26 protein-coding genes, 1 pseudogene and 1 other annotated feature are annotated in these 23,495 nt (G+C 52.3%); of the genes and pseudogenes, 17 read left to right on the top strand and 10 right to left on the bottom strand.

Going from position 1 to position 23,495, the window contains the following annotated elements; genetic code table 11:
• Positions 1-102: 102 nt before the first annotated feature.
• The 3 genes from HX448_RS02215 to HX448_RS02205 form a co-directional block, all read right to left on the bottom strand.
• Entirely contained in the window at positions 103-477 is a 375-nt protein-coding gene (locus tag HX448_RS02215) for a hypothetical protein (RefSeq protein ID WP_102331848.1), read from the bottom strand.
• A 48-nt stretch (positions 478-525) separates the two neighbouring features.
• Positions 526-987 carry a phage tail protein gene (locus tag HX448_RS02210; RefSeq protein WP_102331849.1) on the bottom strand — a complete coding sequence of 154 codons (462 nt, stop codon included), beginning with the start codon at positions 985-987 and terminating at the stop codon, positions 526-528.
• Positions 988-1,067: 80 nt separating this feature from the next.
• The gene (locus tag HX448_RS02205) at positions 1,068-1,412 is read right to left on the bottom strand and encodes a hypothetical protein (RefSeq protein ID WP_102331850.1); all 345 of its coding nucleotides are present in this window, start codon (positions 1,410-1,412) and stop codon (positions 1,068-1,070) included.
• A 144-nt stretch (positions 1,413-1,556) separates the two neighbouring features.
• On the opposite strand from HX448_RS02205, the gene HX448_RS02200 reads away from it, so the two are divergent.
• From HX448_RS02200 to HX448_RS02190, 3 genes are all read left to right on the top strand, one after another.
• Positions 1,557-2,978 (top strand): acetyl-CoA carboxylase biotin carboxylase subunit, encoded by a 1,422-nt coding sequence (locus tag HX448_RS02200; RefSeq protein WP_102331851.1) that lies wholly within the window; start codon positions 1,557-1,559, stop codon positions 2,976-2,978.
• Between the two features lie 90 nt (positions 2,979-3,068).
• A complete protein-coding gene (locus HX448_RS02195) occupies positions 3,069-3,926 on the top strand; it encodes a PIG-L family deacetylase (RefSeq protein WP_102331852.1) in 858 nt (285 codons plus the stop codon).
• Between the two features lie 88 nt (positions 3,927-4,014).
• Complete coding sequence (locus tag HX448_RS02190; RefSeq protein WP_102331853.1) at positions 4,015-4,491, top strand: hypothetical protein; 477 nt, start codon at positions 4,015-4,017, stop codon at positions 4,489-4,491.
• Between the two features lie 70 nt (positions 4,492-4,561).
• Here HX448_RS02190 and HX448_RS02185 read toward each other — a convergent pair whose 3' ends face one another.
• Positions 4,562-5,194, bottom strand: coding sequence for a class I SAM-dependent methyltransferase (locus HX448_RS02185; RefSeq protein ID WP_102331854.1), 633 nt, complete (start codon positions 5,192-5,194; stop codon positions 4,562-4,564).
• Between the two features lie 255 nt (positions 5,195-5,449).
• Positions 5,450-5,713 (top strand) — a binding site (T-box leader).
• 34 nt (positions 5,714-5,747) lie between these two features.
• Between HX448_RS02185 and trpE the strand changes: the two genes are divergently transcribed.
• The 7 genes from trpE to trpA are packed head-to-tail and all read left to right on the top strand — an operon-like array spanning position 5,748 to position 12,150.
• Complete coding sequence (trpE, locus tag HX448_RS02180; RefSeq protein WP_102331855.1) at positions 5,748-7,196, top strand: anthranilate synthase component I; 1,449 nt, start codon at positions 5,748-5,750, stop codon at positions 7,194-7,196.
• Entirely contained in the window at positions 7,193-7,765 is a 573-nt protein-coding gene (locus HX448_RS02175; RefSeq protein ID WP_102331856.1) for an anthranilate synthase component II, read from the top strand. Before trpE ends, HX448_RS02175 begins: the two co-directional genes overlap by 4 nt.
• Positions 7,762-8,787: an anthranilate phosphoribosyltransferase gene (trpD, locus tag HX448_RS02170; protein ID WP_102331857.1), complete on the top strand. Its 1,026-nt coding sequence runs from the start codon at positions 7,762-7,764 to the stop codon at positions 8,785-8,787. Before HX448_RS02175 ends, trpD begins: the two co-directional genes overlap by 4 nt.
• The gene (gene trpC, locus HX448_RS02165; protein ID WP_102331858.1) at positions 8,777-9,556 is read left to right on the top strand and encodes an indole-3-glycerol phosphate synthase TrpC; all 780 of its coding nucleotides are present in this window, start codon (positions 8,777-8,779) and stop codon (positions 9,554-9,556) included. The genes trpD and trpC overlap by 11 nt, the downstream gene beginning before the upstream one ends.
• Entirely contained in the window at positions 9,553-10,209 is a 657-nt protein-coding gene (locus HX448_RS02160) for a phosphoribosylanthranilate isomerase (RefSeq protein WP_102331859.1), read from the top strand. The genes trpC and HX448_RS02160 overlap by 4 nt, the downstream gene beginning before the upstream one ends.
• Positions 10,196-11,383: a tryptophan synthase subunit beta gene (gene trpB, locus HX448_RS02155; protein ID WP_102331860.1), complete on the top strand. Its 1,188-nt coding sequence runs from the start codon at positions 10,196-10,198 to the stop codon at positions 11,381-11,383. Before HX448_RS02160 ends, trpB begins: the two co-directional genes overlap by 14 nt.
• Complete coding sequence (trpA, locus tag HX448_RS02150) at positions 11,380-12,150, top strand: tryptophan synthase subunit alpha (protein ID WP_102331861.1); 771 nt, start codon at positions 11,380-11,382, stop codon at positions 12,148-12,150. The genes trpB and trpA overlap by 4 nt, the downstream gene beginning before the upstream one ends.
• On the opposite strand, the gene HX448_RS02145 is transcribed toward trpA, so the two are convergent.
• On the bottom strand, positions 12,121-12,636 hold the full coding sequence (locus tag HX448_RS02145; RefSeq protein ID WP_226846809.1) for a peroxiredoxin family protein: 516 nt from the start codon (positions 12,634-12,636) through the stop codon (positions 12,121-12,123). The two genes, trpA and HX448_RS02145, sit on opposite strands and share 30 nt — an antisense overlap.
• A 177-nt stretch (positions 12,637-12,813) precedes the next feature.
• Here HX448_RS02145 and HX448_RS02135 point away from each other — a divergent pair, with 177 nt between their 5' ends.
• From HX448_RS02135 to HX448_RS10420, 6 genes and pseudogenes are all read left to right on the top strand, one after another.
• Entirely contained in the window at positions 12,814-13,446 is a 633-nt protein-coding gene (locus HX448_RS02135; RefSeq protein ID WP_102331864.1) for a molybdopterin-dependent oxidoreductase, read from the top strand.
• A 75-nt stretch (positions 13,447-13,521) separates the two neighbouring features.
• A complete protein-coding gene (locus tag HX448_RS02130) occupies positions 13,522-13,722 on the top strand; it encodes a TOBE domain-containing protein (RefSeq protein WP_102331865.1) in 201 nt (66 codons plus the stop codon).
• A gap of 373 nt (positions 13,723-14,095) precedes the next feature.
• Positions 14,096-14,251, top strand: coding sequence for a colicin E5-related ribonuclease (locus HX448_RS10690; protein WP_118401466.1), 156 nt, complete (start codon positions 14,096-14,098; stop codon positions 14,249-14,251).
• Positions 14,252-14,275: 24 nt separating this feature from the next.
• Complete coding sequence (locus HX448_RS02120) at positions 14,276-14,497, top strand: hypothetical protein (protein WP_102331866.1); 222 nt, start codon at positions 14,276-14,278, stop codon at positions 14,495-14,497.
• 313 nt (positions 14,498-14,810) lie between these two features.
• Positions 14,811-15,092: pseudogene (locus tag HX448_RS10685) on the top strand (transposase); the annotation flags it as partial.
• Positions 15,093-15,118: 26 nt separating this feature from the next.
• Positions 15,119-15,337 (top strand): hypothetical protein, encoded by a 219-nt coding sequence (locus HX448_RS10420; RefSeq protein WP_226846939.1) that lies wholly within the window; start codon positions 15,119-15,121, stop codon positions 15,335-15,337.
• Here the strand turns inward: HX448_RS10420 and HX448_RS02110 are convergent.
• A complete protein-coding gene (locus HX448_RS02110; RefSeq protein ID WP_102331868.1) occupies positions 15,331-16,158 on the bottom strand; it encodes a zinc finger domain-containing protein in 828 nt (275 codons plus the stop codon). The genes HX448_RS10420 and HX448_RS02110 overlap by 7 nt on opposite strands.
• A gap of 327 nt (positions 16,159-16,485) precedes the next feature.
• On the opposite strand from HX448_RS02110, the gene HX448_RS02105 reads away from it, so the two are divergent.
• Positions 16,486-17,229 carry an SAM-dependent methyltransferase gene (locus tag HX448_RS02105; RefSeq protein WP_102331869.1) on the top strand — a complete coding sequence of 248 codons (744 nt, stop codon included), beginning with the start codon at positions 16,486-16,488 and terminating at the stop codon, positions 17,227-17,229.
• A 207-nt stretch (positions 17,230-17,436) separates the two neighbouring features.
• On the opposite strand, the gene nrfD is transcribed toward HX448_RS02105, so the two are convergent.
• The 4 genes from nrfD to HX448_RS02085 form a co-directional block, all read right to left on the bottom strand.
• Positions 17,437-18,600, bottom strand: coding sequence for an NrfD/PsrC family molybdoenzyme membrane anchor subunit (gene nrfD / locus HX448_RS02100; protein WP_190259893.1), 1,164 nt, complete (start codon positions 18,598-18,600; stop codon positions 17,437-17,439).
• Positions 18,600-19,436, bottom strand: coding sequence for a 4Fe-4S dicluster domain-containing protein (locus tag HX448_RS02095; protein WP_102331336.1), 837 nt, complete (start codon positions 19,434-19,436; stop codon positions 18,600-18,602). Before HX448_RS02095 ends, nrfD begins: the two co-directional genes overlap by 1 nt.
• Positions 19,437-19,440: 4 nt before the next feature.
• Positions 19,441-22,650 (bottom strand): formate dehydrogenase-N subunit alpha, encoded by a 3,210-nt coding sequence (fdnG, locus tag HX448_RS02090; RefSeq protein WP_102331337.1) that lies wholly within the window; start codon positions 22,648-22,650, stop codon positions 19,441-19,443.
• 232 nt (positions 22,651-22,882) lie between these two features.
• The gene (locus HX448_RS02085) at positions 22,883-23,491 is read right to left on the bottom strand and encodes a molybdenum cofactor guanylyltransferase (protein WP_162485798.1); all 609 of its coding nucleotides are present in this window, start codon (positions 23,489-23,491) and stop codon (positions 22,883-22,885) included.
• Positions 23,492-23,495: the final 4 nt, after the last annotated feature.

The raw sequence follows: 23,495 nt of genomic DNA, 5'->3' as shown, positions 1-23,495 counted from the left end.
ATAGTTCAAGGATATCAAACCCATGTGAAGAAACCGTGAAGATAGCGAGAAAGGATTATGAAGAGGCTTTATGGAATGCCGAAACAGGCGTCATGAGGGAAACTAGCGAAAATCAGCTGCCGGCCCCCACTTAAGTACAAAGAGTTCGATGAAAAGGGCGATAAACGTCACGCTGAGGCTGAACCCGACTCCTTTGACTACTTCCCATCTCCGTGCCAGCGCAAACGCTATTAATGCCACGAGGGCTATGGCGACCAAAACCAGCCCGGCGGTGAAAAACAAATCTGACACATCCGAAATGGACTGATCCCCGGCAGACTCCTCGATCAGTTCGGCAACTAAGGCTCCGATTATGAAGATGATCGCTGGGACCCCAATCGCCAGAATCGAATAATAACGGGGTTTTTTCAAGCCCCGGCCAAGTTTGAGCATCCATGCGGAATAAGCGGCGATGAGAAGCAAAGGAATGGCGAGCAATATGTAATCAAGTCCCTCCGAGGAGATGCGGGAGTTCCTATTTCCCTCTTAATATTCCCCTTTAATGACAAAAAAAGATCCGCGGATAGTCCCAGCCAGTTTTGATTTTTGGCGGGCGAACTTGAATTTACCTAACTCTTTCGGTATTTCCATACCCTCGGACAGTTTGAATCCGACAGCTCGCTTTTTGGGGTCGTCGACAGCAAACATCACGTTGACCACAAGACCGTCTTCATAGAAGACGTAAGCCATCTTGAGATTCTCAACCTGAAAACTGGAGGTTTCCAGAGGCTTGGCCGCAAACTCGATGCCCCGCTCCGCCTTCAGAATCTGGTTCACCCAATCAAGGGTTTCGCGGCTTTCCGATGCGGGCAAGGTCGTGAATTGGTGGTTGTACTTATTCATATAATAACGGGCTTCGTTGGCACGCAAACCGGCGAGACCTTCGGCCACAGGCGATGACTCCAATCCGACGGTGGAAACATTATTGAAATCAACTACATACGACATTTTGAGCTCCATTTTGAGTTTATCAATACAATATTAACTCAGTTCTTGCCGAAAACTAAACCCGTTCAGGCCACATTGGATCAGGTCGATTTCCCGGTTGTCTGGAACTCGTCTTTCGACAGGATTAACAGGATAGCTGAGGCGAAACCGAGAAATACCGGCATGGCACAGATTGCCCCAGCCAGAGCCAAGCGCCATCTTCTCCGCCGCAGGGAAAATATGCCACCTATGACAGAGATTGCCGGTGGGATCATCAACACTCCAAAGGTGGTCCATACTCGAACCAATCCCCAGCCCCGGATCGGCGAGCCAAAGCCAACTGACAGGCCGAGGGTGAGTAGCGCAATGAAAAGGACGCTGCCTATCCACAGGACTGCAGAAAGGATATTCAAGATGCCCGCCGCCACGGGTTTCCAGGTTTTCATTCCGGTATCCAATGTGATTTTATCCAGCTACCTATTTCAGGTCAATGAGAATGGGTTTGTGCAGCCAAATTCAATTCGCAAAGACGTTCGACTGCGATTTATGTTATTATTCTTCCCTGAACGACCATTCAAGGAGATAGCCCAATGATCAGCAAGATTCTCGTAGCCAACCGCGGCGAGATCGCGATTAGAGTAATGCGCGCCTGCCGGGAATTGGGCATCAACACCGTTGCCGTTTATTCCGATGCGGACAAGGAAGCCTTCTTCACCAAGTACGCCGACGAAGCCTATCTCCTTGGACCGGCGCCAGCTTCCCTCTCATATCTCAACATGGAGAAGATCATCGAAATCGCCAAGCAGTGCGGCGCCGAGGCGATCCATCCAGGCTACGGCTTTTTATCCGAGAATGCCGCATTTGCCCGGGCTTGCGATCACGCCAAGATAACCTTTATCGGCCCGCCTGCCAGGGTGCTCGAAGTTACCGGCAATAAGATCGCCGCCCGGGAGGAAGCCGTCAAAGCCGGGGTTCCGGTGGTTCCAGGCACTGGAGAATGTCCGGCCGATTTTTGCCAACTCCAAGACGACCTGGGCGAGATCGGTTATCCTCTTATCGTCAAACCCGCGGGGGGAGGTGGGGGTATAGGCATGGTTATCGCCCGGAGCGACTCCGACCTACAGAGGGCGCTCACCCTATCACCGCAGATGGCCAAAAAAAGCTTCGGCGTTGCCAGCGTGTACATCGAGAAGTATATCGAACGGCCTCGACACATAGAGTTCCAAATCCTCGCCGATACGCAAGGCAACGTTGTACACCTCGGCGAGCGCGAGTGCTCCATCCAGCGATTCCACTCAAAAGTCATCGAGGAGTCACCATCAACAGCTCTCACCCCGGAACTACGCGCCGAGATGGGCAACCAGGCGGTCCGGCTGGCCAGGGCTATCAAGTACGTCGGCGCCGGCACCGTGGAATTCATCTACTCCGAAGGCAGATACTATTTCCTTGAAGTCAATGCTCGGATCCAGGTAGAGCACCCGGTGACCGAGATGGTAACCGGCATCGACCTGGTCAAGGAACAGATTAACATTGCGGCGGGTTTGAGCCTCTCCGTTAAACAAGAAGACATCAAGCCCAATGGCTGGGCCATCGAATGCCGCATCAACGCGGAGAACCCGATCAAGAACTTCATGCCCTCGCCGGGCACTCTCACCGGATATCGCTCACCCGGCGGCGTCGGCATCCGCGTCGATTCCGGAGTTTACAACGGCTACACTATCCCCGACTGCTATCACCCGATGATCTCCAAGCTGGTGGTCTGGGGACGGGATCGCAACGAGTGTATCCTGCGCATGCGCCGAGCGCTCTACGAGTATATCATTCTGGGCGTCGACACCAACATCGTTTTACACAAGGCGATAATGGAGAACCCGCGCTTCGTTTCAGGGGCGCTCGACACCGATTTCATCGCCCGGGAAGTCGGACTCCTGGCCGACATGCAGCGTATCAAAGAACGCGACAAGTCACTGGCAGAACGGCTTTCGACGATTTTCTACAGGCCGAAACCGTAAAAAACCATCTCTCTTACCGTTTTTCGACAGGCTCAGGACAACAAATAGATGTTAGCTCGAGTGCCGGGTATGCGGTAAGATTAATTCATTATGACTGACGAACGAACGCTCCTTTTCGTTGGAGCGCACCCGGACGATGAGAGTTTCGGCCCCGGCGCCACCCTGGCGCATTACGCCCGGCAAGGTGTTCGGGTGTATGTAGCGTGCGCCACCAAAGGTGAAGCCGGCACCATCGATCCTCAGTTCTTCATGTCTGGCCTCGTAACCACCGGAGATGTCCGGTGGGGAGAAATGAAGTGCGCCGCCAAAGCCCTCGGGCTCTCCGGTATATTCCACCTGGGTTACCGGGACTCCGGCATGGCCGGCACGGCGGACAACAAGCATCCCGACGCTCTATATAACGCTCCCGTCGAAGAAGTCGCCGGGCGAATTGTCCAAATCATCCGGCAAATCAAACCGCAGGTGATCCTGACCCACGACCCTCACGGCGATTACGGCCACCCCGACCATATCGCCACTCATAAGGCAACTGTCGCGGCTTTTTATGCTGCAGGTGAAATGAAAGCCTATCCTGAAGCTGGTACGCCCTTCCGACCTTCAAAACTGTATTACAACGTCTTTCCCCGCCGGTTCCTCAAGTTTGCCGTCAGGTTTCTTCCATTAATCGGACAAAACCCCAAAAAGTTCGGGCGCAACAAAGACATCGACTTAACGGCTCTGGTTTCCGAAGTGATGCCGATAAATGCGGTCATAAAACTCGACCAGCCAGCGATTCGCGCCAAAAATACGGCTTCGGCCTGTCACCAGAGCCAGTTGACCGGGGGCCCTCCCCGACGTGGAATCTTCTCATTTTTTCAAAAACTCTTCGGGAGGCGAGACACTTTTACCCTTGCCTTTCCGTCTGCAGATGGGAAACGGGAAACTGATTTGTTCCAAGGCATCTCGTGACGCCTCATTGCTTTTGGACAAATGCGCGTTTTACCCTAGACTTAAGGTGTCCGAAGTAATCTGCTTTTGAAGCGTCGAGGAGTACAACATGAAACCATTAAAATGGCTATTAGTGGTGCCCTGTGTAATGATACTTACAGTTGGGTGCACGTCCAATTCAAACTACCAGGCGGTCCTGACCAAAAACACAACTCTCGAGCAACAGGTCGGCGATCTTACAACCCAATTGAACACTCTCCAGGGCAAATACGATCAGATTACGAAGGTATATCCACCCCACGAATTTGCGAGCCTGAAAGCACTGGGCGATTGGCTGCTCCTGGATAAGACCAGCGATCTCTCTCCGGCCGACAGCATGGAAGCTCTCTACTCCAAAGCACTGGGACAGCAAGCGGCGGCGTTGAAAGACGGATACGTCATCTCAGTCGACCAAGAAGTCATAAATGACCAATTGTATTTTGTCTTTTGCACGACGGTGATCGGTGGACAGGTCTGGGTTTGGGATATTGAAACTGACGACCCGTATCAGCCCATCGGATTTGGAACGGTCACGATTGGGCTTTGAAGACCGGTTTTAGCATAAGCCCGCCAATCCGGCGCTACGCCAATCTGCGACCTATGGAGATGACTATAATCTAATCCCTGGTGGCTTTTTTCATCAAAGCCGACAGGAAAAACTGGCCTGACGCTCCGCCTCCAATCGATATCTCTTTTATCCAAAGAATCTCAAACGAGGATCGAAAGAGCTTTCGTATATCGGCCGGAGAAAAACCGTACGGCGGGCCTCCCCAGTCGTGTCCCTTTTTGCTGAAGCTATTAAGTTGATACAATCCGCCAAGCTTCAGGACCCGGTATATCTCACTGATAAAGGCCGATCGCTGCTCCGGAGAAAAGTTATGGAAACAACCGCGGTCAAAAACCAAGCCGAACATATCGTTCGGGAAATCAAGGTTCAAAACATCCCCAACCTTGAAATCGCAAACCGTTCCGGCTTTGGCAGCCTTTTCCCTGGCGATGGAGATCGCGGTTGGCGAGATATCTACGGCATGACAGGAGTATCCGCGCTGGGCAAGATAAATGGCATTGTTGCCCGACCCCGTGCATATATCGAGCACCGGACCGGGTTTTTCCACCCCAGATTCGATCAACTCGATCAGATAGGAAGAAGGCGATCCTTCTTCCCAGGGCAAACTGGTGACTGGGTTTGTCTTATAGGTTCTTTCCCAACGTGCAGCAGTTTCTTTGGAAGTTTTGATTTTTTCTGTCATCAGAATGTCTCTGAACGCCAACTAAAATTGTAATCTACATGCGCGATTCGGACAAAATTCCCGCTTGTGAGTCGGTAGTTCGAACTTGCCAAGTCATACATTTAAAAAGGCCTGATCCATTCATGGTTCCTTTCGATAAATTCTGGGTAGGCTAAGCTCACCACGAACGGATGATATGGCAATAAACTGGGGTCCTCCAGTTCGGATTTGACAAGGCCGCCCCAGATGAGGTAACTTAGAAAATAACTTAACAACTTAAAAGCGTTGATCCAGACGAGTAAACGTCAGGCGGACTTCAGAGAGCCGGGTTAGGTGTGAGCCGGCAGTTGCGCGGACGCTGAATGGACTGGGGAGCTGCGAACCGAAAGTTTTTCGAGTAGGCTTCGCCGGAAAGGGCGCCGTTAACCGGCCCAGGGTATCGTCTCAGGACCGTACCCGACAAGAGATTGATTCTTTAGCCGCAAGGCTTGGGATCGAACCAGGGTGGCACCGCGAGGTATTTGAGCCTTCGCCCCTAGTGGCGAGGGCTTTTTTATTGGTCGCGGAGGTAGAGATGTATAGGCCAACCCTGGAAGAAATTAAGAAAATGGCCGGTTCCGGCGACTTGGTGGCCATTACGAGTGAAATCATGGCCGACCTGGAGACGCCGGTAACCGCCTTCCTCAAGATATCCCGCGGCGGTCCTTCCTTCCTGCTCGAAAGTGTCGAAGGCGGTCAGAAAATTGCCCGCTATTCATTTATCGGCACCGAACCGCGCCAACTCCTCATCACAACGAGCGGTTCTTCTGATGATCCTCTAACACTTCTTGAAAAGGAACTGGCCGGGCGACGCCTGGTACCCGACCCCGATCTGCCCCGGTTTTGTGGAGGGGCTGTCGGCTATTGCTCTTACGAGACTGCCGGCAAATTCGAAAAACTACCCTCGCCGGAAAAAGACACCCTAAGCCTTCCCGAAGCGATGTTCATGCTGGTAGACACCTTCCTCGTCTTCGATCACATCGCCCATCGAATCAGCGTCGTATCGCTGGCTGCGCTGGAGGGGGACATCGAAACCGCCTACTCCGAAGCCACCAGCCGTATCGATGAACTATGCCGGCGCTTGAACTCCCCGTTGGAACTACCGACATCACCCACTCCCGGTATTAAATCCGGCACCGAATTCGTTTCATCGATCAGCAAAGAAGCTTTTGAAAATAGCGTCACTGAAATCAAAGAAGCCATCACCAGCGGCGAGGCTATACAGGTTGTGCTTTCACAAAGACTATCTCGTGCCACTAAAGCCAAACCTTTCGATATCTATCGCGCCCTGCGGAGCATCAACCCGTCGCCATACATGTTCTATCTCGACTATGGCGATTTTCAGATCATCGGCGCCTCGCCAGAGATCCTGGTGCGTGTCGAAAACGGAGAAGTAGTGACCCGCCCCTTGGCCGGAACCCGGCGGCGCGGGGCGACACAAGCGGAAGACCTGGCTCTTGAAGCCGAACTCAAAGCTGACCCGAAAGAACGGGCCGAACACATCATGCTGGTCGACCTCGGCCGCAACGATATCGGCCGGGTTGCTAAACCGGGTACTATCGAAGTCTCCGACCTGATGAACGTCGAACGCTATTCGCATGTGATGCACCTGGTAAGCCACGTCAAAGGCAGGCTGCGGGACGAATTGAATTCTTTCGATGCGCTCCGGGCTACTTTCCCGGCGGGCACTGTATCCGGCGCACCGAAAGTCCGGGCGATGCAGCTTATTGCCGAACACGAACCTGAGAAACGCGGCCCCTACGCCGGGGCGGCGGGTTACTTCAGCTGTACCGGCAGTATGGACATGGCCATCGCCATCCGCACGATGATCACTAAAGGCGGCACAGCCTACGTTCAAGCCGGGGCTGGGATTACCTACGATAGCCAACCAGAGGCTGAATACTTCGAGACTCTCAACAAAGCGCAGGCATTGTTCAAAGCGGTCATCCAGGCAGAATCCTCGGGGATTCAGGAGGCAAAATGATTCTACTTATCGACAATTACGACTCCTTTACATACAACCTGTTTCAAGTTTTATGTCAACTAGGAGCCAAGGTAGTGGTCAAACGCAACGACGAGATCGATATCGCAGGAATCGAAGCTTTGGCGCCGGAAAAAATCGTAGTCTCACCTGGTCCTTCATCCCCTACCCGGGCAGGCATCTCCAACGATGTCATCAGGTATTTCGGCCCCAAAATGCCAGTGTTAGGCGTGTGCCTCGGTCACCAGTGCTTGGGTTATGTTTACGGCGGGGAAGTGGTTCGGGCTAAGTCGGTAATGCATGGCAAAGCATCAACCATCGAACACACGGGTACAGGCGTATTCAAAGGCTTGCCGCCAAAATTCTCAGCTATCCGCTATCATTCGCTCGCCGTTTGCCAGGAAACACTGCCTGATTGCCTCGAGGTGACCGCCTGGACAAACGACGGAGAAATCATGGGTCTAAAACACCGGCAGTACCCGGTGCAGGGCGTCCAGTTCCACCCGGAATCATTCATGTCGGAACACGGTCATGACATTCTGCGCAACTTCCTTGAAGGAGATTCAAAATGATCAAAGAAGCGATCGAAACACTGGTGACCGGAAAGTCACTTTCAGCCGACGAGGCTTCCGCCGTAATGGCTGAAATCATGGACGGTCAGGCGACACCTGCCCAATTCGGCGCCTTTGTCACTGCCCTGCGCTGCAAAGGAGAAACCATCGGTGAGATGGTTGGACTGGCCCGGACGATGCGAGCCAAAGCCCTGCCCGTTGCTTCCGGAGGTCCGGTCGTTGACACCTGTGGCACTGGGGGAGATGGGGCAGGCACACTCAACATCTCGACCGCCGCGGCGATTGTTGCGGCCGCATGTGGGGCCAGGGTGGCAAAACACGGCAATCGAGCCATGTCCTCAAAATGCGGCAGCGCCGATGTCCTCGAAGCGCTGGGAGTCAGGATCAACCTGACACCCGTCGAAGTGGCTGAGTGCTTGGACAAAGTCGGCGTTGCTTTCATGTTCGCTCCTGTCTTCCACCCGGCAATGAAACATGCCGGACCGCCTCGCAAGGAGATCGGCATCAGGACTGTCTTCAACCTGCTGGGACCATTGTGCAATCCTGCCGGCGCGTCCTCACAAGTTATCGGCGTGCCAAATAAGGACCTGGTGCTGAAAATGGCGGCAACGCTTCGAGCCCTGGGCGGAACTCATTCGCTCGTCGTCCACGGCGAGGGCTTGGATGAGCTTACGGTTACTGGACAAACACACGTTTGCGAATTGATCAATGACGAATTGCATCTTTACACCATAGCACCAGAAGACTTCGGATTGCCGCGTTACTCCCTGGATGAGGTCAGAGGCGGCGATGCACGGTGGAACGCCGCCGCAATGTTGCGAATGTTCCAGGGAGAGACCGGGGCGTTCCGCGACGCGGCGGGGTTGAACGCCGCTGCGGCGCTGTTAGCATCCAATCGGGCCCAAACTCTCGGAGAAGGAGTGACTCTGGCGCTTGACGCTATCGACAGCGGCAAGGCGCTGGCTAAACTGGAAAAATTCATCGAAGTAACGCAGATGCTGGAGATGCGCCGTGCTGCTTAATGAAATCGTAGCGGCGACAAAAATCGCTACCGAACAACGAAAACACAGCATCCCGCTGAGTGATATCGTTCAACAGGCCGGGAGCCAGCCACCGCCGCTAGATTTAGCCGGAGCGCTTGTCGGGGACACGGTGAAAATCATTGCCGAGGTCAAAAAGGCATCACCGTCCAAAGGCATGATTAAGGCTGATTTCGATCCAGTGAAAATCGCACGCGAATATGCGTTAGGAGGCGCGGCTGCCATTTCAGTTCTGACCGAAGAGAAGTATTTCCAGGGCAGCCCCGACTATCTAAAACCCATAGCAACAGACCTGGGCAAAAACCGACCGCCATTGCTGCGGAAGGACTTTATTATCGATCCCTACCAGGTCTACGAAGCCCGGGCTTTGGGCGCTGACACCATCTTGCTAATCGTGGCTATTTTATCCCCCTTAGAGCTCAGTTCATTGTTGGAATTGAGCCATTCACTTGGGATGGCGGTGTTGGCTGAAACCCATGATGAAACCGAGATCAAAACAGCGGTCGAATCCGGCGCCAGGATAATCGGTATCAACAATCGGGACTTGAAAACATTCCGTGTAGACTTGAAAACAACCGCAAGACTGAGACCGTTGATCCCAAGCGACAGACTGGTGGTCAGCGAAAGTGGCATATCGAATGGTGAAGGTATCGAATACCTGAAACGGCTGGGAGTGAATGCCGCACTGGTCGGCGAGGCACTGATGACCGCACCGGATATCGCACGTAAACTCAAGGAATTGACGGCATGACCCGAATTAAGATTTGCGGCATCACCGATATTGAACCGGCATCTCTCTGTTCCCAGCTCGGGGCGGATTTCATCGGGCTGGTCTTTGCCAAGAGCCGCCGCCGGGTGACTGAAGACCAAGCGAAGGAGATTACGGAGTATCTCTTGTCCCAGCGAAGACGACCTGAAATTGTCGGAGTCTTCGTCAACACCCCGGCGTCTGAGGTCAATCAGATCGCAGACAGTTGCCACTTAGATCGGGTTCAACTCTCGGGTGACGAGGATGAAGATTACTGCCGGAATATCAAAACACCGATCATTAAAGCCACCCGCATTGTTCAAGGCTTCAAAATCCCCGAGATCAAAACACTTACTGTGGCCGATACCATCCACCTTTTTGATTCAGGCGCTCACGGTTTGTTTGGCGGCTCCGGAAAGTTATTTGACTGGGCTGCACTCGAGGGGCTTGATCTTTCGAATCAAGTAATTGTGGCCGGCGGATTGACCCCGGAAAATGTTGAAGAATTGGTGTTGCGCTACCATCCTTGGGGGGTGGATGTTTCGAGCGGAGTTGAGACCAACCATCGCAAAGATCCGAAGAAAATACGAGATTTCATCAGTGCCGTCAGGAAAACTGATGCCAAATTAAAAGGAGCCGAAAATGTTACCCGATAAACGTGGATATTTTGGTGAGTATGGGGGGCGCTACGTGCCGGAGACCCTTGTACCTGCGCTGGCCGATTTGGCGTTGGGTTACGACGCAGTCAAGAACGATCCTTCGTTCCAACAGGAACTCGATGCACTTCTAACCAACTACGCAGGCCGGGCAACGCCACTTTATTACGCCAAAAACCTGTCCGCGAGTCTTGGCGGCGCAAAGATCTATCTCAAGCGCGAAGACCTGGCTCACACCGGATCGCACAAAATCAACAACGCCTTGGGTCAAGGCCTTTTGGCCAAACGCCTGGGTAAAAAACGGATTATCGCCGAGACGGGCGCTGGACAGCATGGCGTAGCCACGGCGGCGGTGTGTGCTATGCTCGGGCTGCAGGGCGTGGTCTACATGGGAGAGGACGACATCAAACGCCAGGCTTTGAATGTTTTCCGAATGAAACTCATGGGCACCGTGGTGCGGCCAGTGCCTTCCGGATCGCGGACACTCAAGGACGCCATCAACGAAGCCATGCGGGACTGGGTGAGCCATCCCCAGGACAGCTACTATCTCATTGGATCGGTGGTCGGGCCGCACCCCTACCCGATGATGGTCAGAGACTTTCAGTCAGTGATCGGAAAAGAGTCGCGGGAGCAGATGATTGCGGAAACCGGCAGATTACCGGACTACGCGGTTGCGTGCGTGGGCGGGGGCAGCAATGCCATGGGCATGTTTTACCCGTTTATCGGTGATACTTCAGTGAAGCTCATCGGAGTCGAAGCCGGTGGTTCAGGCTTGAACACTGACAAACACGCCGCTACTCTTTCAGCCGGTCGGCCGGGAGTCCTCCATGGAGCAAGGTCTTATCTCATGCAGGATCAATACGGCCAGGTAGCCGAAACCCACAGTATTTCAGCCGGACTGGACTACCCAGGTGTCGGTCCTGAACACAGTTGTTTGAAAGACAGCCACCGCGCCGAATATGTCTCGGTGAATGACGATGAAGCATTGGCCGCCTTCAGATTGCTCTCCGAGACGGAAGGTATCCTGCCGGCGATGGAGTCATCTCATGCCATCGCCCAGGCAGTTAAACTGGCACCGACGTTAAGTGAGGATCAAACAATTTTGGTCTGCCTCTCTGGCCGCGGAGACAAAGATATGGATATAGTGGTGAACGCATTAGGGGTGGAAATATGAGCCGCATATCATCGAAATTTGCCAGTCGAAAAGTGCTTATCGGTTATTTAACCGTGGGCTACCCCGATATCGGAACGACCGTCCGAGCGGCGAAAACGCTGGAAAAAGCCGGCTGCGACATCATCGAACTGGGCATTCCTTTCTCTGATCCAATTGGCGATGGTCCCGTTATTCAGGCAGCGAGCCACCATGCGCTGCAGAACGGCATCACGCCCGCAGCTTGCATCGAAATCGCTTCGCAGTTGCGGCGCGAAATCAACATCCCATTAGTGTTCATGGGATATTACAACCCCATCCTGAACTATGGAATTCAGCGCTTCTGCCGGGACTGCCAGGACGCCGGTGTTAACGGTTTGATCATTCCCGACCTGCCGCCTGAAGAATCCGGGGATCTCGCCGAGGCAGCCGTCCCATGTAGCTTGGATTTGATCTACCTTCTGGCGCCGACGAGCACGGCAGACCGCATCTCAGTTGTTACGGAAAAATCCGAGGGCTTTATCTACTTGACCTCGGTTGCCGGGATCACCGGCGCGCGCGATACCGTGCCGGATTACCTGCCTGAGTTTATCGCCAGGGTTAGAACCCAGGCTAAACAGCCCATCGCGGTGGGTTTCGGTATATCGTCGCCGGACCAAGCGAAAGCAATCGCCAATTGTGCGGACGGCGTCATTATCGGGAGCAAGCTGTTGCAGCTGGTGGAGCGAGACCCATTGTTAGATCAACTAAATGAATTCATTTCAAGCGTGAGAAAGGCTCTCGACGGTTGAGCCGGGAGATTCTTGAGCGAGCTGGTCGAGGATTGAAAGAACTTCTTCGGCCGAAGAAATGTCACTCATCGACTCGCCATAGTGCGAATAGCGGATTCTGCCTTCCCTATCAACTATCAGTAGAGCCGGCATCCGCCCGATAAGCAGTTTGATCTTCTGAGCATATAGCGTTGCCACCTTATGTTCAGGGCCGTCGGCAAGTCCGCGAAACGGCATATCGTGCTCTTTCCACCATTTGGCAAATTGGGCAGGATCCTCCGGCCCGATGGCAACCAACTCGATCCCACGCCTGGTGAACTCGTTGTACTGCTGGCGCAACTGCGCCATGTGCCCACGGCAGTACGGTCAGGTAAACCCGCGGTTGAACACCAGGACGACGGGATCTTTGCCCTTGAAATCTGACAAACGGAATTCTTGGCCAGCGGTGTCTTTGAGGACAAAGTCCGGTGCAACTTTGGCAGTGTCTGAATCTAACGGCTGTACCATCCATTTAATAATAACAAGGGTGGTTTCAGACTCATAGCGGGCAGATCGAGCCGATGAAAGTTTGTTGAGTAGTATCGAATTTCCAAGAAATCAGTAAAGATACGAATTCCAATCCCTTTCATTCGGTTTCATAATTCTATCTGAGATAATTTACACCTTCGAAAGACGCAACATGAAATGAAAAGACTCTGTTTAATCACCTGCCTAATCGTCATGTCGATTTGTATTTCGTCCTGCGGCCCAAAAGAATACCTGCCAGGAGAAGCGACGGAGTTCCAGGGGCAGAAACTAACTCCGCTAAGCGGACAAAATAACAACGCCTTGAAGGGCACTCAATACATTGATGAGAAGTCGTATGTCCTGACGGTCGATGGACTCGTGGACCATGTGTTGAATTTGAGTTATGCCGACCTCCAATCATATCCCCAGGTCTCCAGGCTGATGGATTTAAACTGCGTCGAAGGATGGAAATTCGCTGCTAAGTGGACGGGCCCGTCGCTCGTCGACATTCTGAACGATGCTGGAATCCAATCGGAAGGCAAAATCCTGATCTTCCACACCTCGGACGTGCCGTCCGGTTACACTTCTCTCGATATAGACTATGTAATGAGCAACAACATCATCATCGCGCTGAAAGACAACGACATCACCCTTACCCCCGACCGCGGGTTTCCGTTCCAGGTGGTGGCGATGTCGAAATTCGGATATAAGTGGGCCAAGTGGGTTACAAGGATCGAGGTGTCATCTGACACCAGCTTCAGGGGTTACTGGGAGAGCGCGGGGTACCCAAATTCAGCTAACGTTTCTTGAGATGCGTGTCGCTTTTAGTTTTATCAGAAATTCCTGGAGTATCATGGTAGAAGGAATTGAAAAAGGAGGATATCGATGCTTAGCGCCCGCAATCAATTTAAAGGGACAGTCAAGAATGTAAAATTGGGCACTGTGATGGCTGAGATTGTGGTTGACACCGGGAACGTGGAAGTGGTCAGTATCATAAGTCGCGGCTCCGCCGAACACATGACCCTGAAGGTCGGAGACAAGGTAACCGCGATCATTAAGTCCACCGAGGTTATGATCGAAAAGTAAACCATCTTCGCGCCGGCGATATCAAGGGTGGGTCAACATTTAGGGATTGCAAATTTTCTGGCTTAAAAGGAGAGTGCCGTACCGGGGCACTCTCCTTTTTGTATCTAGATTTTCGTTAGTTGATTTCAACGTTTAATTCTGAGGTAGTTTAAGGACACCAAAGCAGAAATTGTTGGTGGCTTGCCAATAAGACGGAGAGACATCTTGTGTACCTTTAGGCTGGAGTAAATCCCTTATTATTGAAATATTGCAGGTGTAGGATCTTCGGCCTCTCAACCACATAACACATAGATGACGACTTGTTGATAACACGAGGATGGACATTGGATTCCATAGGTGATACCCTTGATAATCCTTATGTCAAACGAGACGCATGGGATTATCTATCGACCGGAAGAAGCAATCGGCAACAGCGTATTTCGATAAAGACGGCTCCTATGTTGTCAGAAAAGATAAGACTGGGGATATTATTCAAATAAGTAACAAGAACGATCCGAACTGGGGCAATATATGTCGATCATATTCCTGATCCGTATATTCCAAAGGAAAAGAGATGAAAGATATTATCAAAGAGGAGTTTAGTAATCGAGCGATCATTCGAGGAGGACAACATTACTATAACACCTCGGACGCACTCTCCGTTGTAAAAAAAGCTCGTGAGTTGGGTTGGAAAATGATTGGAATTTATGCCTTTCGTATAACTGACGAAATCACCGAACCTAATGACAAAGAAAGTGTTGATTTTGCTTATGAATCTGAGCGGGTAAAAAACTGAACCAGGGAAACTGCGATATATCAAATATCGCGAGCCCCCAGAAACCGTAGATGGGGGTTACTGGAAAGAATCCGAAGACTATCTAATGAGGAAAAAAGATAAAGGGTATGCGTTTTATGTGGCCTATGAAAAACCAAAGTTTAATATGCCATTTGGATGAGAAGGAGGAATAAATTACAAAAGCTTGAGGTTGTTTGGCAGTTGTCGTGCCCCCCATTACTCAAGCTTCGACAAATTAGGCAACCTGGGTGTTTCGATACTTTCGAATATGGAATGGAAAAAAATTATGATGTAAAGTATTGAAACTATTCTAATGGAGGCTCCCCATGCTCCGCCCCAAGCCACCCCAGACCTCCTTCTACAGAAATTACCTCTACGACCGATTAATCCCCCACGGCAACTGCTTCCCAGGATCGACCAAGTGGTCGATTTTTCTTTTGTCACTGAGCTAGTAAAGGATAGATACACCCCGGACTTCGGCAAGCCTACTATTGACCCGGAGTTCATGATGAGGCTTTGCCTGCTGCAATACCTTTATGAGGATTCAGACCATGCGGTCATCGAAAACGCAAAAGTGAATCTGGCCTACAAATTCTTCCTAACCTTGCCGTGGATGAGGACGTGCCGGACGACACCACCATCTGTTACTTCAGGGCATGGCGGCTGGGCCAGGAGAAGTTCCTGGACACCTTCGAGCAGATCGCCAAGGAGTGCATCGATGCCGGGCTGGTGACTGAGAAGCGGCAGATTATTGACTCCACCCACATTAGCGCCGACATAGCCGTTACTTCCCTCACACAATTCAAGCAATTGTTACCAATGACCTGGGTCGACTATTGAAAATTCTGGCATCTCGGACAATAGTAAATACTACCTCCAAGATATGACTCTTTCTTAATCTCGGTTTTACAAACAGGACAAGGCTGCCCGACGGTGTTTTTGCTAAGTTTGGTCTTATACCCACCGGCTTTGCCAAAGAGGTCGTTCTCAGTGTCTCGACCTCCTTGAGCGGCCATCTCAGACAATGTGGACTTTATAGAAATGAATAGAATTTTCTTTTCTTCAGTCGAAAGTGCAGCGGCTTTGGTCTTAGGATGCAATTTCGCGTTGTATAAAATATCCTGCAGAACACCGTTGCCGAGTCCGGGGATCCTCTGTTCTGTGGCCAAGCAAGCCTTTAAAGACAATCTGGAAGCCTTGTCATCGAATAAGGCGTCAAAGTAAGCCTCGTCGAATTCTTTTGATAATGGTGAAGGTTTACTTTTAGCCAAAACGTAGTAAGGATTAACATTTTCACCGTCACGGAAAGCTGATAATCCTCCGTACATCTGAACTGAACCTACCAAAAACGTGCGATCATCAAAGTTGAGTAGTAGTTGGTGTTTGTCAGGAACCATGTCACCTTTCTCGAAGTAGCGTAAGTTTACGCCGTCGCTGAATAGAATTCTGGCATCAGCGGCAGATACTTCGACCTGTCCACCGTAGCTTGTCACTCCATCGATGATTTTACCGACCAATAAACGGACATATTCCTTGGGGTCACCGAAATACCAAGCGAATTTATGTGGACTTCGTGCGGTAATGACATCCACGATTTGCTTGCCAACAATTGATTCCCGGAGTTGTGTCGCTAATACACTCGCCTCTGGTAGCTCAATCATGTATTACTCCAAACCGGAGTTAAGATTATCGAAATAAATATAAATCTAATTCACCCCCATTTACTTGTCAATGTCTTTGATAAAAGTGAAGCGGTGCGGGAAACGGTGAAACAACCACAATAAATTGGCTTCAAATTCGTTGGCCAAAGTGTAGGTCTTTACTCATCTGGCCTCGCGTAATGAAGCTTTGGAAACGCGAAATTTCTTCGAAACGTCGATCTTCAATACTTAGATTGTTAGCCAAGACTATTGTGTCGCCTCAGCTAATTGAAATGCTTGCTATTAAGTTGTAGCCTACAGGCAGATTTCTTCGAAGAGGATTGGTACATGGAATTTTTTGACCTGATGAGTATTTCACATCGCTATATGGAGATATTGAATCCTTCTACGCCTGAAAAGATCATTAAACTTGGCAAATTACTACAATTGGGCAGAGGAAGCCGAGTCATTGACTTTGGATGTGGTTGTGCCGAGCACCTCACCCTCTGGGCTGAAGAATTCGGGATTGGCGGTGTCGGGATAGATATATGCGAAGATTTTTGTGATCGAGCTAGAAAAAAGCTAGCCCTCAGAGGATTGTCGGACAAAATCGAAATCGTGTGCTCTAACGGGGCTGATTATGTATTCGAAGAGGGGGCTTTCGATGCTGCAACATGTATCGGAGCTACGTTTATCTTTGGAGACTACCAGAAGACAGTCCAAATATTGAAGAGGGCCGTTCATCAGAATGGACGCCTTGGTATCGGTGAAACCCATTGGCTTAGCAATTGGATAGATCCGGAGTATGCCCAAAAACAAACAACTACTAATACGGAATCAGCGTTAGCGCGACTTACCCGAGATGAAGGTTTTGAGCTCGAGTATATTATCCGTGCTAGCTCCGACGACTGGGATAGGTACATTTCAGATAGTTGGTATGGATTCATCCGTTGGCTTGAAGAAAATCCCATGCACCCTGACTATGAGCAGGTACAAAAGTATTTTCGCTCCGATCAGGATGATTACTTAAGGTTCCAGCGCCAATATATGGGTTGGGCAATGTATTGCCTGGCTCCAATGAATTCTTATTAGTTAAGCCATTGAACGATATATAACAGACTGTGATTCGGCATAATATGAAGAATCTCTCTTCGTGCGCTGGCGTTCCAACCTCTTAAAAATGAAAACATAATCAACCGTAAAAATATTTGGTAGGAATAACGAAAAACGAATCTTACCAGCACAAAAAAGTGGAGCGGCTCTCGCGAACCGCTCCACTCATGATTGACGAAGAGATTATTAAGCCGGTACGACCACCGGGTTGTTCTTGGCCACAGTCTCGGGCAAGCCGGCCTTGTTGTCGGAGAAGAGCGGCAGATACTTGGCCGCCAGCCGGAAGACGTAGATGGCACCGGCGATAAGACCCAGGGTGAAGATGAACTCCCACACCGTCGGGAAGTAGCTGCCGGTACGGGCGGGTGCATGAGACAGCACCAGGGTATTGATGCGGTTTAGAAGCATGCCGAAGAAGATGAGGGATGATGCCCACAGCAGTCCGGCTCTGGACTCCCTGACCTTCTTCATGGCGATGAGGATGACCGGCAGGATCATGCCCACGCCGACTTCGGCGATGTATAGCCAGCCGAAGCTATCGAACTTGAAGGCCGAGAAGTGGCCCGACTGGGCGGTATCATAGAACCTGAGGCCAAGGTAGAAGACCAATATCCAGGCGGCGATGGACATGACCTTGGACAGCACGTCTATCCTCAAAGTCAGCTTCCAGGACTTGGCGGTGACGATGGTGAAGATAGTCAGCACCGAAAGACCCAGCGACATGGCGGAGATGACGAAGAGATATCCCATGAGCGGCAGGTGCCACAGCGGCTGCTGGTCCGGGGTGATCAGGAACAGGGCGCCCAAAGACGATTGGTGCAGGAAGGACAAGAGGATGCCGAAGGTGACCAGCGGTACCGCCAGGGCATGATGCACCTTTTCAGATCTCTCAAGTCCGAAGCGGGCGAGGATATTGGGTGAAAATTCGAGATACAGGACGGTCAAGTACATCATGACGCACCAGGCCACTTCGAACATGATGGAGCCTGGTTGCCACATCCACAAGGGGTGGATAATGAGCGGGCTGCGGCCGAGGTCGACGGCAATACCAAGAGCGCCGATGGTGTAGCCCAGGGCGGCGATCAGGATAGCCGGCTTGACCAGGGGTCGGAAAGCCTCGATCTTGAAGATGTAGACCAGCGCCGCCAGGACGAAGCCGCCGGCTGCCGAGGCGATGTAGATGCCGACGTCGAAGGCGACCCACAGGCCCCATGGCCAGTTGTCGGACAGGTTGGTGACGGCACCCAGACCCCAGATCATCTTGGCGGTGAGCACGCCAACCGCCCCCAACCCCAGCAGGATCTGGACGATGCCCCAGAAGCTAAAGAGAGGTATGTTCTTGTTGTTCATTAGTGGCTTCCTCCCTTCGTGTTCGAAACAGCAGATTCTTCGAGGGCTTTCTTCTTCAGACGGTTGCTGCGCCAGACGTAAGTGCCGACCAGGATGGCGCCAAGCCCTGCGATCTCGTAGGGGATTCGGCTCAGGAATTCCCAGGTGAAACCGGGATAGCTTTCTTTTTCAACATCCGGGAAGCCTATAGCATGCGGGTCCTGGCTGGAAATAAACATTACCTGGGTGCCGCCGACTTCCTCCTCGCCGTATATATGATTGAAGTATTTGTCAGGAGACTTGGCGATCCGGTCCTTGGCGATCGCCAGCAAGTCGCTCCGCTCACCGAAAAGAATCGCCTTTGGCGGACACGTCTTGGAACATGCGGGGATCTCGGAGGGCGTCTTATTCAACTGGCGGTCCCAGCACAGGGTGCACTTGGCGATCTTGGGCCAGGGATCAGTCTTGCCGTTCTCATCGAACCAGGTATATTTGGGGATATCGAACGGGCAGGCGTTCTGGCAGTACCGGCAGCCGATGCAGCGACCCTCTTCCCAGACGACCGGTCCGAAATCGAGTTTTTGCAGCGCTCCGACTGGGCAAACCGAAACGCAGGCCGGGTGCTCGCAGTGCATGCACCTCTTGGAGACGAAGGTCCAATCTAGATCGCCGTTGCTTTTCGAGTTCTCATAGAACTCGACGTGTACGAAGCTATAAGCATTCGTTTCCAGCGGATTGGTCATCGTCGGGGAAAACTTGGTTTCCACAGCCGGATTGAGGTTCCATTGCTTACAGGCGGTCTGGCAACCCCGGCACCCAGTACATTTGACAGTATCGATAAGTAGTCCTTTTGCCATTTTCTTAGCTCCCTCTCTTTATCAGCAGAGGTTCGATCGGTTTTGCCCGGCCGGTCCTCTCATCCATTTCAACCGTCTTCCCGGTCGTTTCGATCTTGACCAGGAAGGCTTTTGACTCAGGAATCATGGTGTTTGCGTCGCCGGCGTTAGGAGTCAGGACGTTGGCCGACAAACCCTGCGACAGGCCAGCCCATCCCCAGTGCCACGGAATGGCGACCTGGTGTATGGTTTTGCCGCCAAGGTTGTATGGCTGGATGCGCCTGGTAACCATTGCGGCAAGTTCAACGCTGCCTCGTGCCGAGGTCACCTTGACGATATCCCCACTCTTGATACTCTTCTCCGAGGCAAGTGCTTCACTGATCTCGACATAAGGGTGAGGCACCAGCTCGACCAGCCAAGGCAGGTTTCGGGACAGGCCGCCCGCCTGCCAGTGCTCGACAACGCGGAAGGTGGTGCAGGCGATCGGGTAATCTGCGGCGCTGCCGCGGGTGTCGAGTCCACCCTCCCACACCTTGAACGTGGGATCGAATTGAGCCAACGGATTTGTATTCATGGCGTTAGCCACCGGGCTCTCCCAGGGTTCATAGTGCTCAGGGAAGGCACCATCGGAAAGTCCCGGGCCCCACAATTTGCCCACGCCCTCGACGTTCATGATGAAGGGCAGGACGCCGGTGGCCGCGGACAATGGCGGCGCAGCGTTATCAGCCACGTCTCCCAGCCACTTGGCGCCGTCCCATTTCATCACCGGGTGCTCGGTGTCCCAGGGAAGACCATTAAGGTCAACCGAGGCCCGGTTGTAAATGATACGGCGGTTGAGCGGCCAGGCCCAACCGAAGTAACTGTTGAGGCCGATTCTGATCGGCTGACCGGCTGAATCAAGGATGGACAGCGGGTGGGCGTCGGCAATATCCCGCCTAGTGGAACGGTTGCCGACCATGCCGGCCGGGAACACCTCAGGGTGAGCTTTTTCGTAAGCATCGAGAGCTTCAGGCTCGACATAGCTGCCGCTGTAAAGCCAGTTGCCGCAACTGGTGTTGCCGTCATCGGTTAGAGCGGTAAAGTTGGTCACCAGTTTACCGGTGGTCAGGTTGTAACCGTTGATCTCTTTGGCGATCTTACGGGTCAACTCGGGATCCTCGGGATCGTACCACCAGTCTAGCTTAGTGATCGGCTCGGCTTTGACTTTGAGATCAGCGTTCGTTTCGGCGTTGTAGAGCTTGCGCAATTCCTGGACTATGCGGACGATCATGTAGGCGTCGTCCTTGGCGTCTCCCGGCGGTTCGACCGCTTTGTAGCGCCATTGCATCCACCTGGAGGAGTTGGTGACCGAGCCCTCTTTTTCGTAAGAACAAGCCGCTGGCAACACAAATACCTCGGTGTTGATGTTGGCGGGATTGGCGCCGGGGCGCTTCCAGAAGTTAGCCGATTCTGTCTCCCAGAGGTCGGTGACGACCATCCAATCCAGTTTCTCCAAGCCCTGTACGGTTTGAGTCTGATTCGGGCCGCAGACAGCGGGATTCATGCCGAAACACAGCAAGCCCTTGATCTTGCCTTCGTACATGTTCTTGAAGAGAGGTATCCAGGAATAGTTGGCTCCGGTGTCATTTTTAGGCAGCCAATGGAATCCGAAGTCATTGTCTTTGGTGGCGTTGGTGCCGTAAAAGCTCTTCATTAAACTGGTGGTATATTTGGGAGTATTCTTCCACCAGTTGAGCGATTTCGGTTCGGTAGCTACCGTGAAGGCGCGCGGAGCGTTGGAGAACGCCGTCAGACTGGCGTCGGTCTCGACCGGTTGTTTCAGGTAGCCGGTAAGATTGCCGAAGAGGATGCCGTAGTCGGTAGATCCCTGGACGTTCGACTCGCCGCGGAGAGCGTTGATGCCGCCGCCGGCAACGCCGATGTTAGCCAACAGCATCTGGAGAATGCCGTAGGCGCGGATTATCTGGGTGCCGTTGGTGTGCTGGGTGGCGCCCATGGCGTACATGATAGTGCCTGATTTGCCGGTTTTACCCGTTGCCGCGAAGGTACGGGCGATAAGATCGAACTTGTCAGGTGTAATGCCCGTGATCTCCTGGATTTTGGCCGGCGTATAACGAGCAAAATGGCGCTTCATCACCTGGAAGGTGCTGTTGAGATCTTTCAGGGTTTTATCCTTGAGAGGGATCCCGGCGGAGTCGACCTGATAGGTCCAATCCGCCTTGTTGTAGCTGCGGGTGGTCTCATTGTAGCCGGAGAATAGCCCGTTCAGGTCGGTTGGGGTTTTAAAGTTGGGATTCAGGAGGTACGGGGCGTTGGTGTACTCCGTAATGTAGGTCATGTTGTAGTTGCCGGGATTGGCTTCGATATCCTTGATGACGAAGTTGATGATGCCGCCGATAAAGGCGATGTCCGTGCCGGACCTCATCTGGGTGTAGATATCGGCCTTAGCCGCCGAACGGTTGAAGCGCGGGTCGACGACAATGAGTTTGGCGCCTTTTTCCATGGCGCGCTCGATGTGGTTGAAAGAAGCCGGGTGATTTTCAGCCGGGTTTGCACCGATAACCAAAACACAGTCGGCATTGGACACATCGGTCCAATGGTTGGTCATGGCGCCGCGTCCGAACGATTCCGCCAAACTGGCGACAGTGGAGGAATGTCAGAGACGCGCCTGGTGTTCGATATACACCAAGCCCATAGCCCTCAGCGCTTTGCACAGGAGATAGCATTCTTCATTGTCGAGGGCTGCCGCGCCGATATGGGCGATTGCCTCTGTCCGGCGAACGATTTTGCCGCGCGTGTTGGTCTCGATCCAGTTTTCATCACGCGTCTTCTTGATACGCTTGGCAATCTCGGTAATGGCGAAATCCCAATCCTTTTCTTCCCAATCCGTACCGCTAGGTTTGCGGTACAAAACCTTTTGCAACCGACGGGTATTGTTGTGGATCTGGGAAATGGCGGCACCCTTGCTGCAGGCACCTCCGGTGTTGACCGGGTGGTTAGGGTCGCCTTCGATGTTCACCAAACGTCCCTGGTCATCGGTGTAGCAGAAGAAACCACATCCCGACGCATCGTAGGGGCAAATGGTATAGGTTTCCTTGGTCCACTTGGGGCGGTCATCCAAAGGCTTAGATGAATCGACGCCCGGATTCGCCTTGGCCAAACTGGCGGTAGCCAGCAATCCGGCCGCTCCGCCGGTTGCCGCGAGAAAGTCCCGCCTGCTGATTTCCGATGTCATGTACCCTCCTTAGATTGTTTTTGCCTTTTTTTGTAAATCTATTGACTGATGGATGAATGACCTAGGCCTTAATCGTTTGTTATATCATAAGTACTAGTCCTACCCGTCAGTTATGATAGCACCATATCTTCATAATCGCAACATGGCAGAGCTGCCGGCAGCCGAGCCAGGTTCAAAAAATAAATAACAATATCGTAACGCAGCTTGTAAAGGCGATTTTTCGCTCCTAAATTCAGGATGATCGCTGTCTGAACAATTCACGAGCTTTCTCCAAGTCTTCAGGGAAGTTGATGTTAAAAAAACTGAGGTTCTGTGGATCGTACAAGCCGATTTCAGTTTCTTCGATAAATCTGACGCGCACCTTGTTTAAAAGCTGTCTTAAAGAATAAGCCCCGCCGGCCATCAACTCCGCGGCGACTTCTTTGATATTGCGGCGGTACACGGCATGTAAAGGTTCGATTAGCCCCCCAACCCGCGGGATAACGGCGTCCCAACCCTCGGATTGCGAGACCATGAACCTGATAAGTTCCAGGTTCAAAAACGGCATATCGCAGGCGACAACCAGATTCAATTCGGATTTCGAGGCGGAGAGCCCCGCGTAAATGCCCATCAACGGCCCTTTGCCGGTATCGCGGTCCTCCACCACTCTGACCTCAGGAAAATCCTCAAGCCCAAGATCGGTTTTGCCGGGTGCGGTGACGACGATTATTTGCTCACCAAGTCCACGCAATGTGGTCACCGAATGTTGGACCAGAGTCAGGGAATTGATCTTCTCGAGCGCCTTATCTCTGCCAAGGCGCAGCCCTTTCCCGCCCGCGAGTATGATACAGCTAAGACTCAATGTC

It is taken from the genome of Dehalogenimonas etheniformans (assembly GCF_014672715.2).
Classification (GTDB): Bacteria; Chloroflexota; Dehalococcoidia; order Dehalococcoidales; family Dehalococcoidaceae; genus Dehalogenimonas; species Dehalogenimonas etheniformans.
The sequence above is the reverse complement of the archived record's forward strand: the minus strand, read 5'-3'. Positions and strand labels throughout refer to the sequence as shown.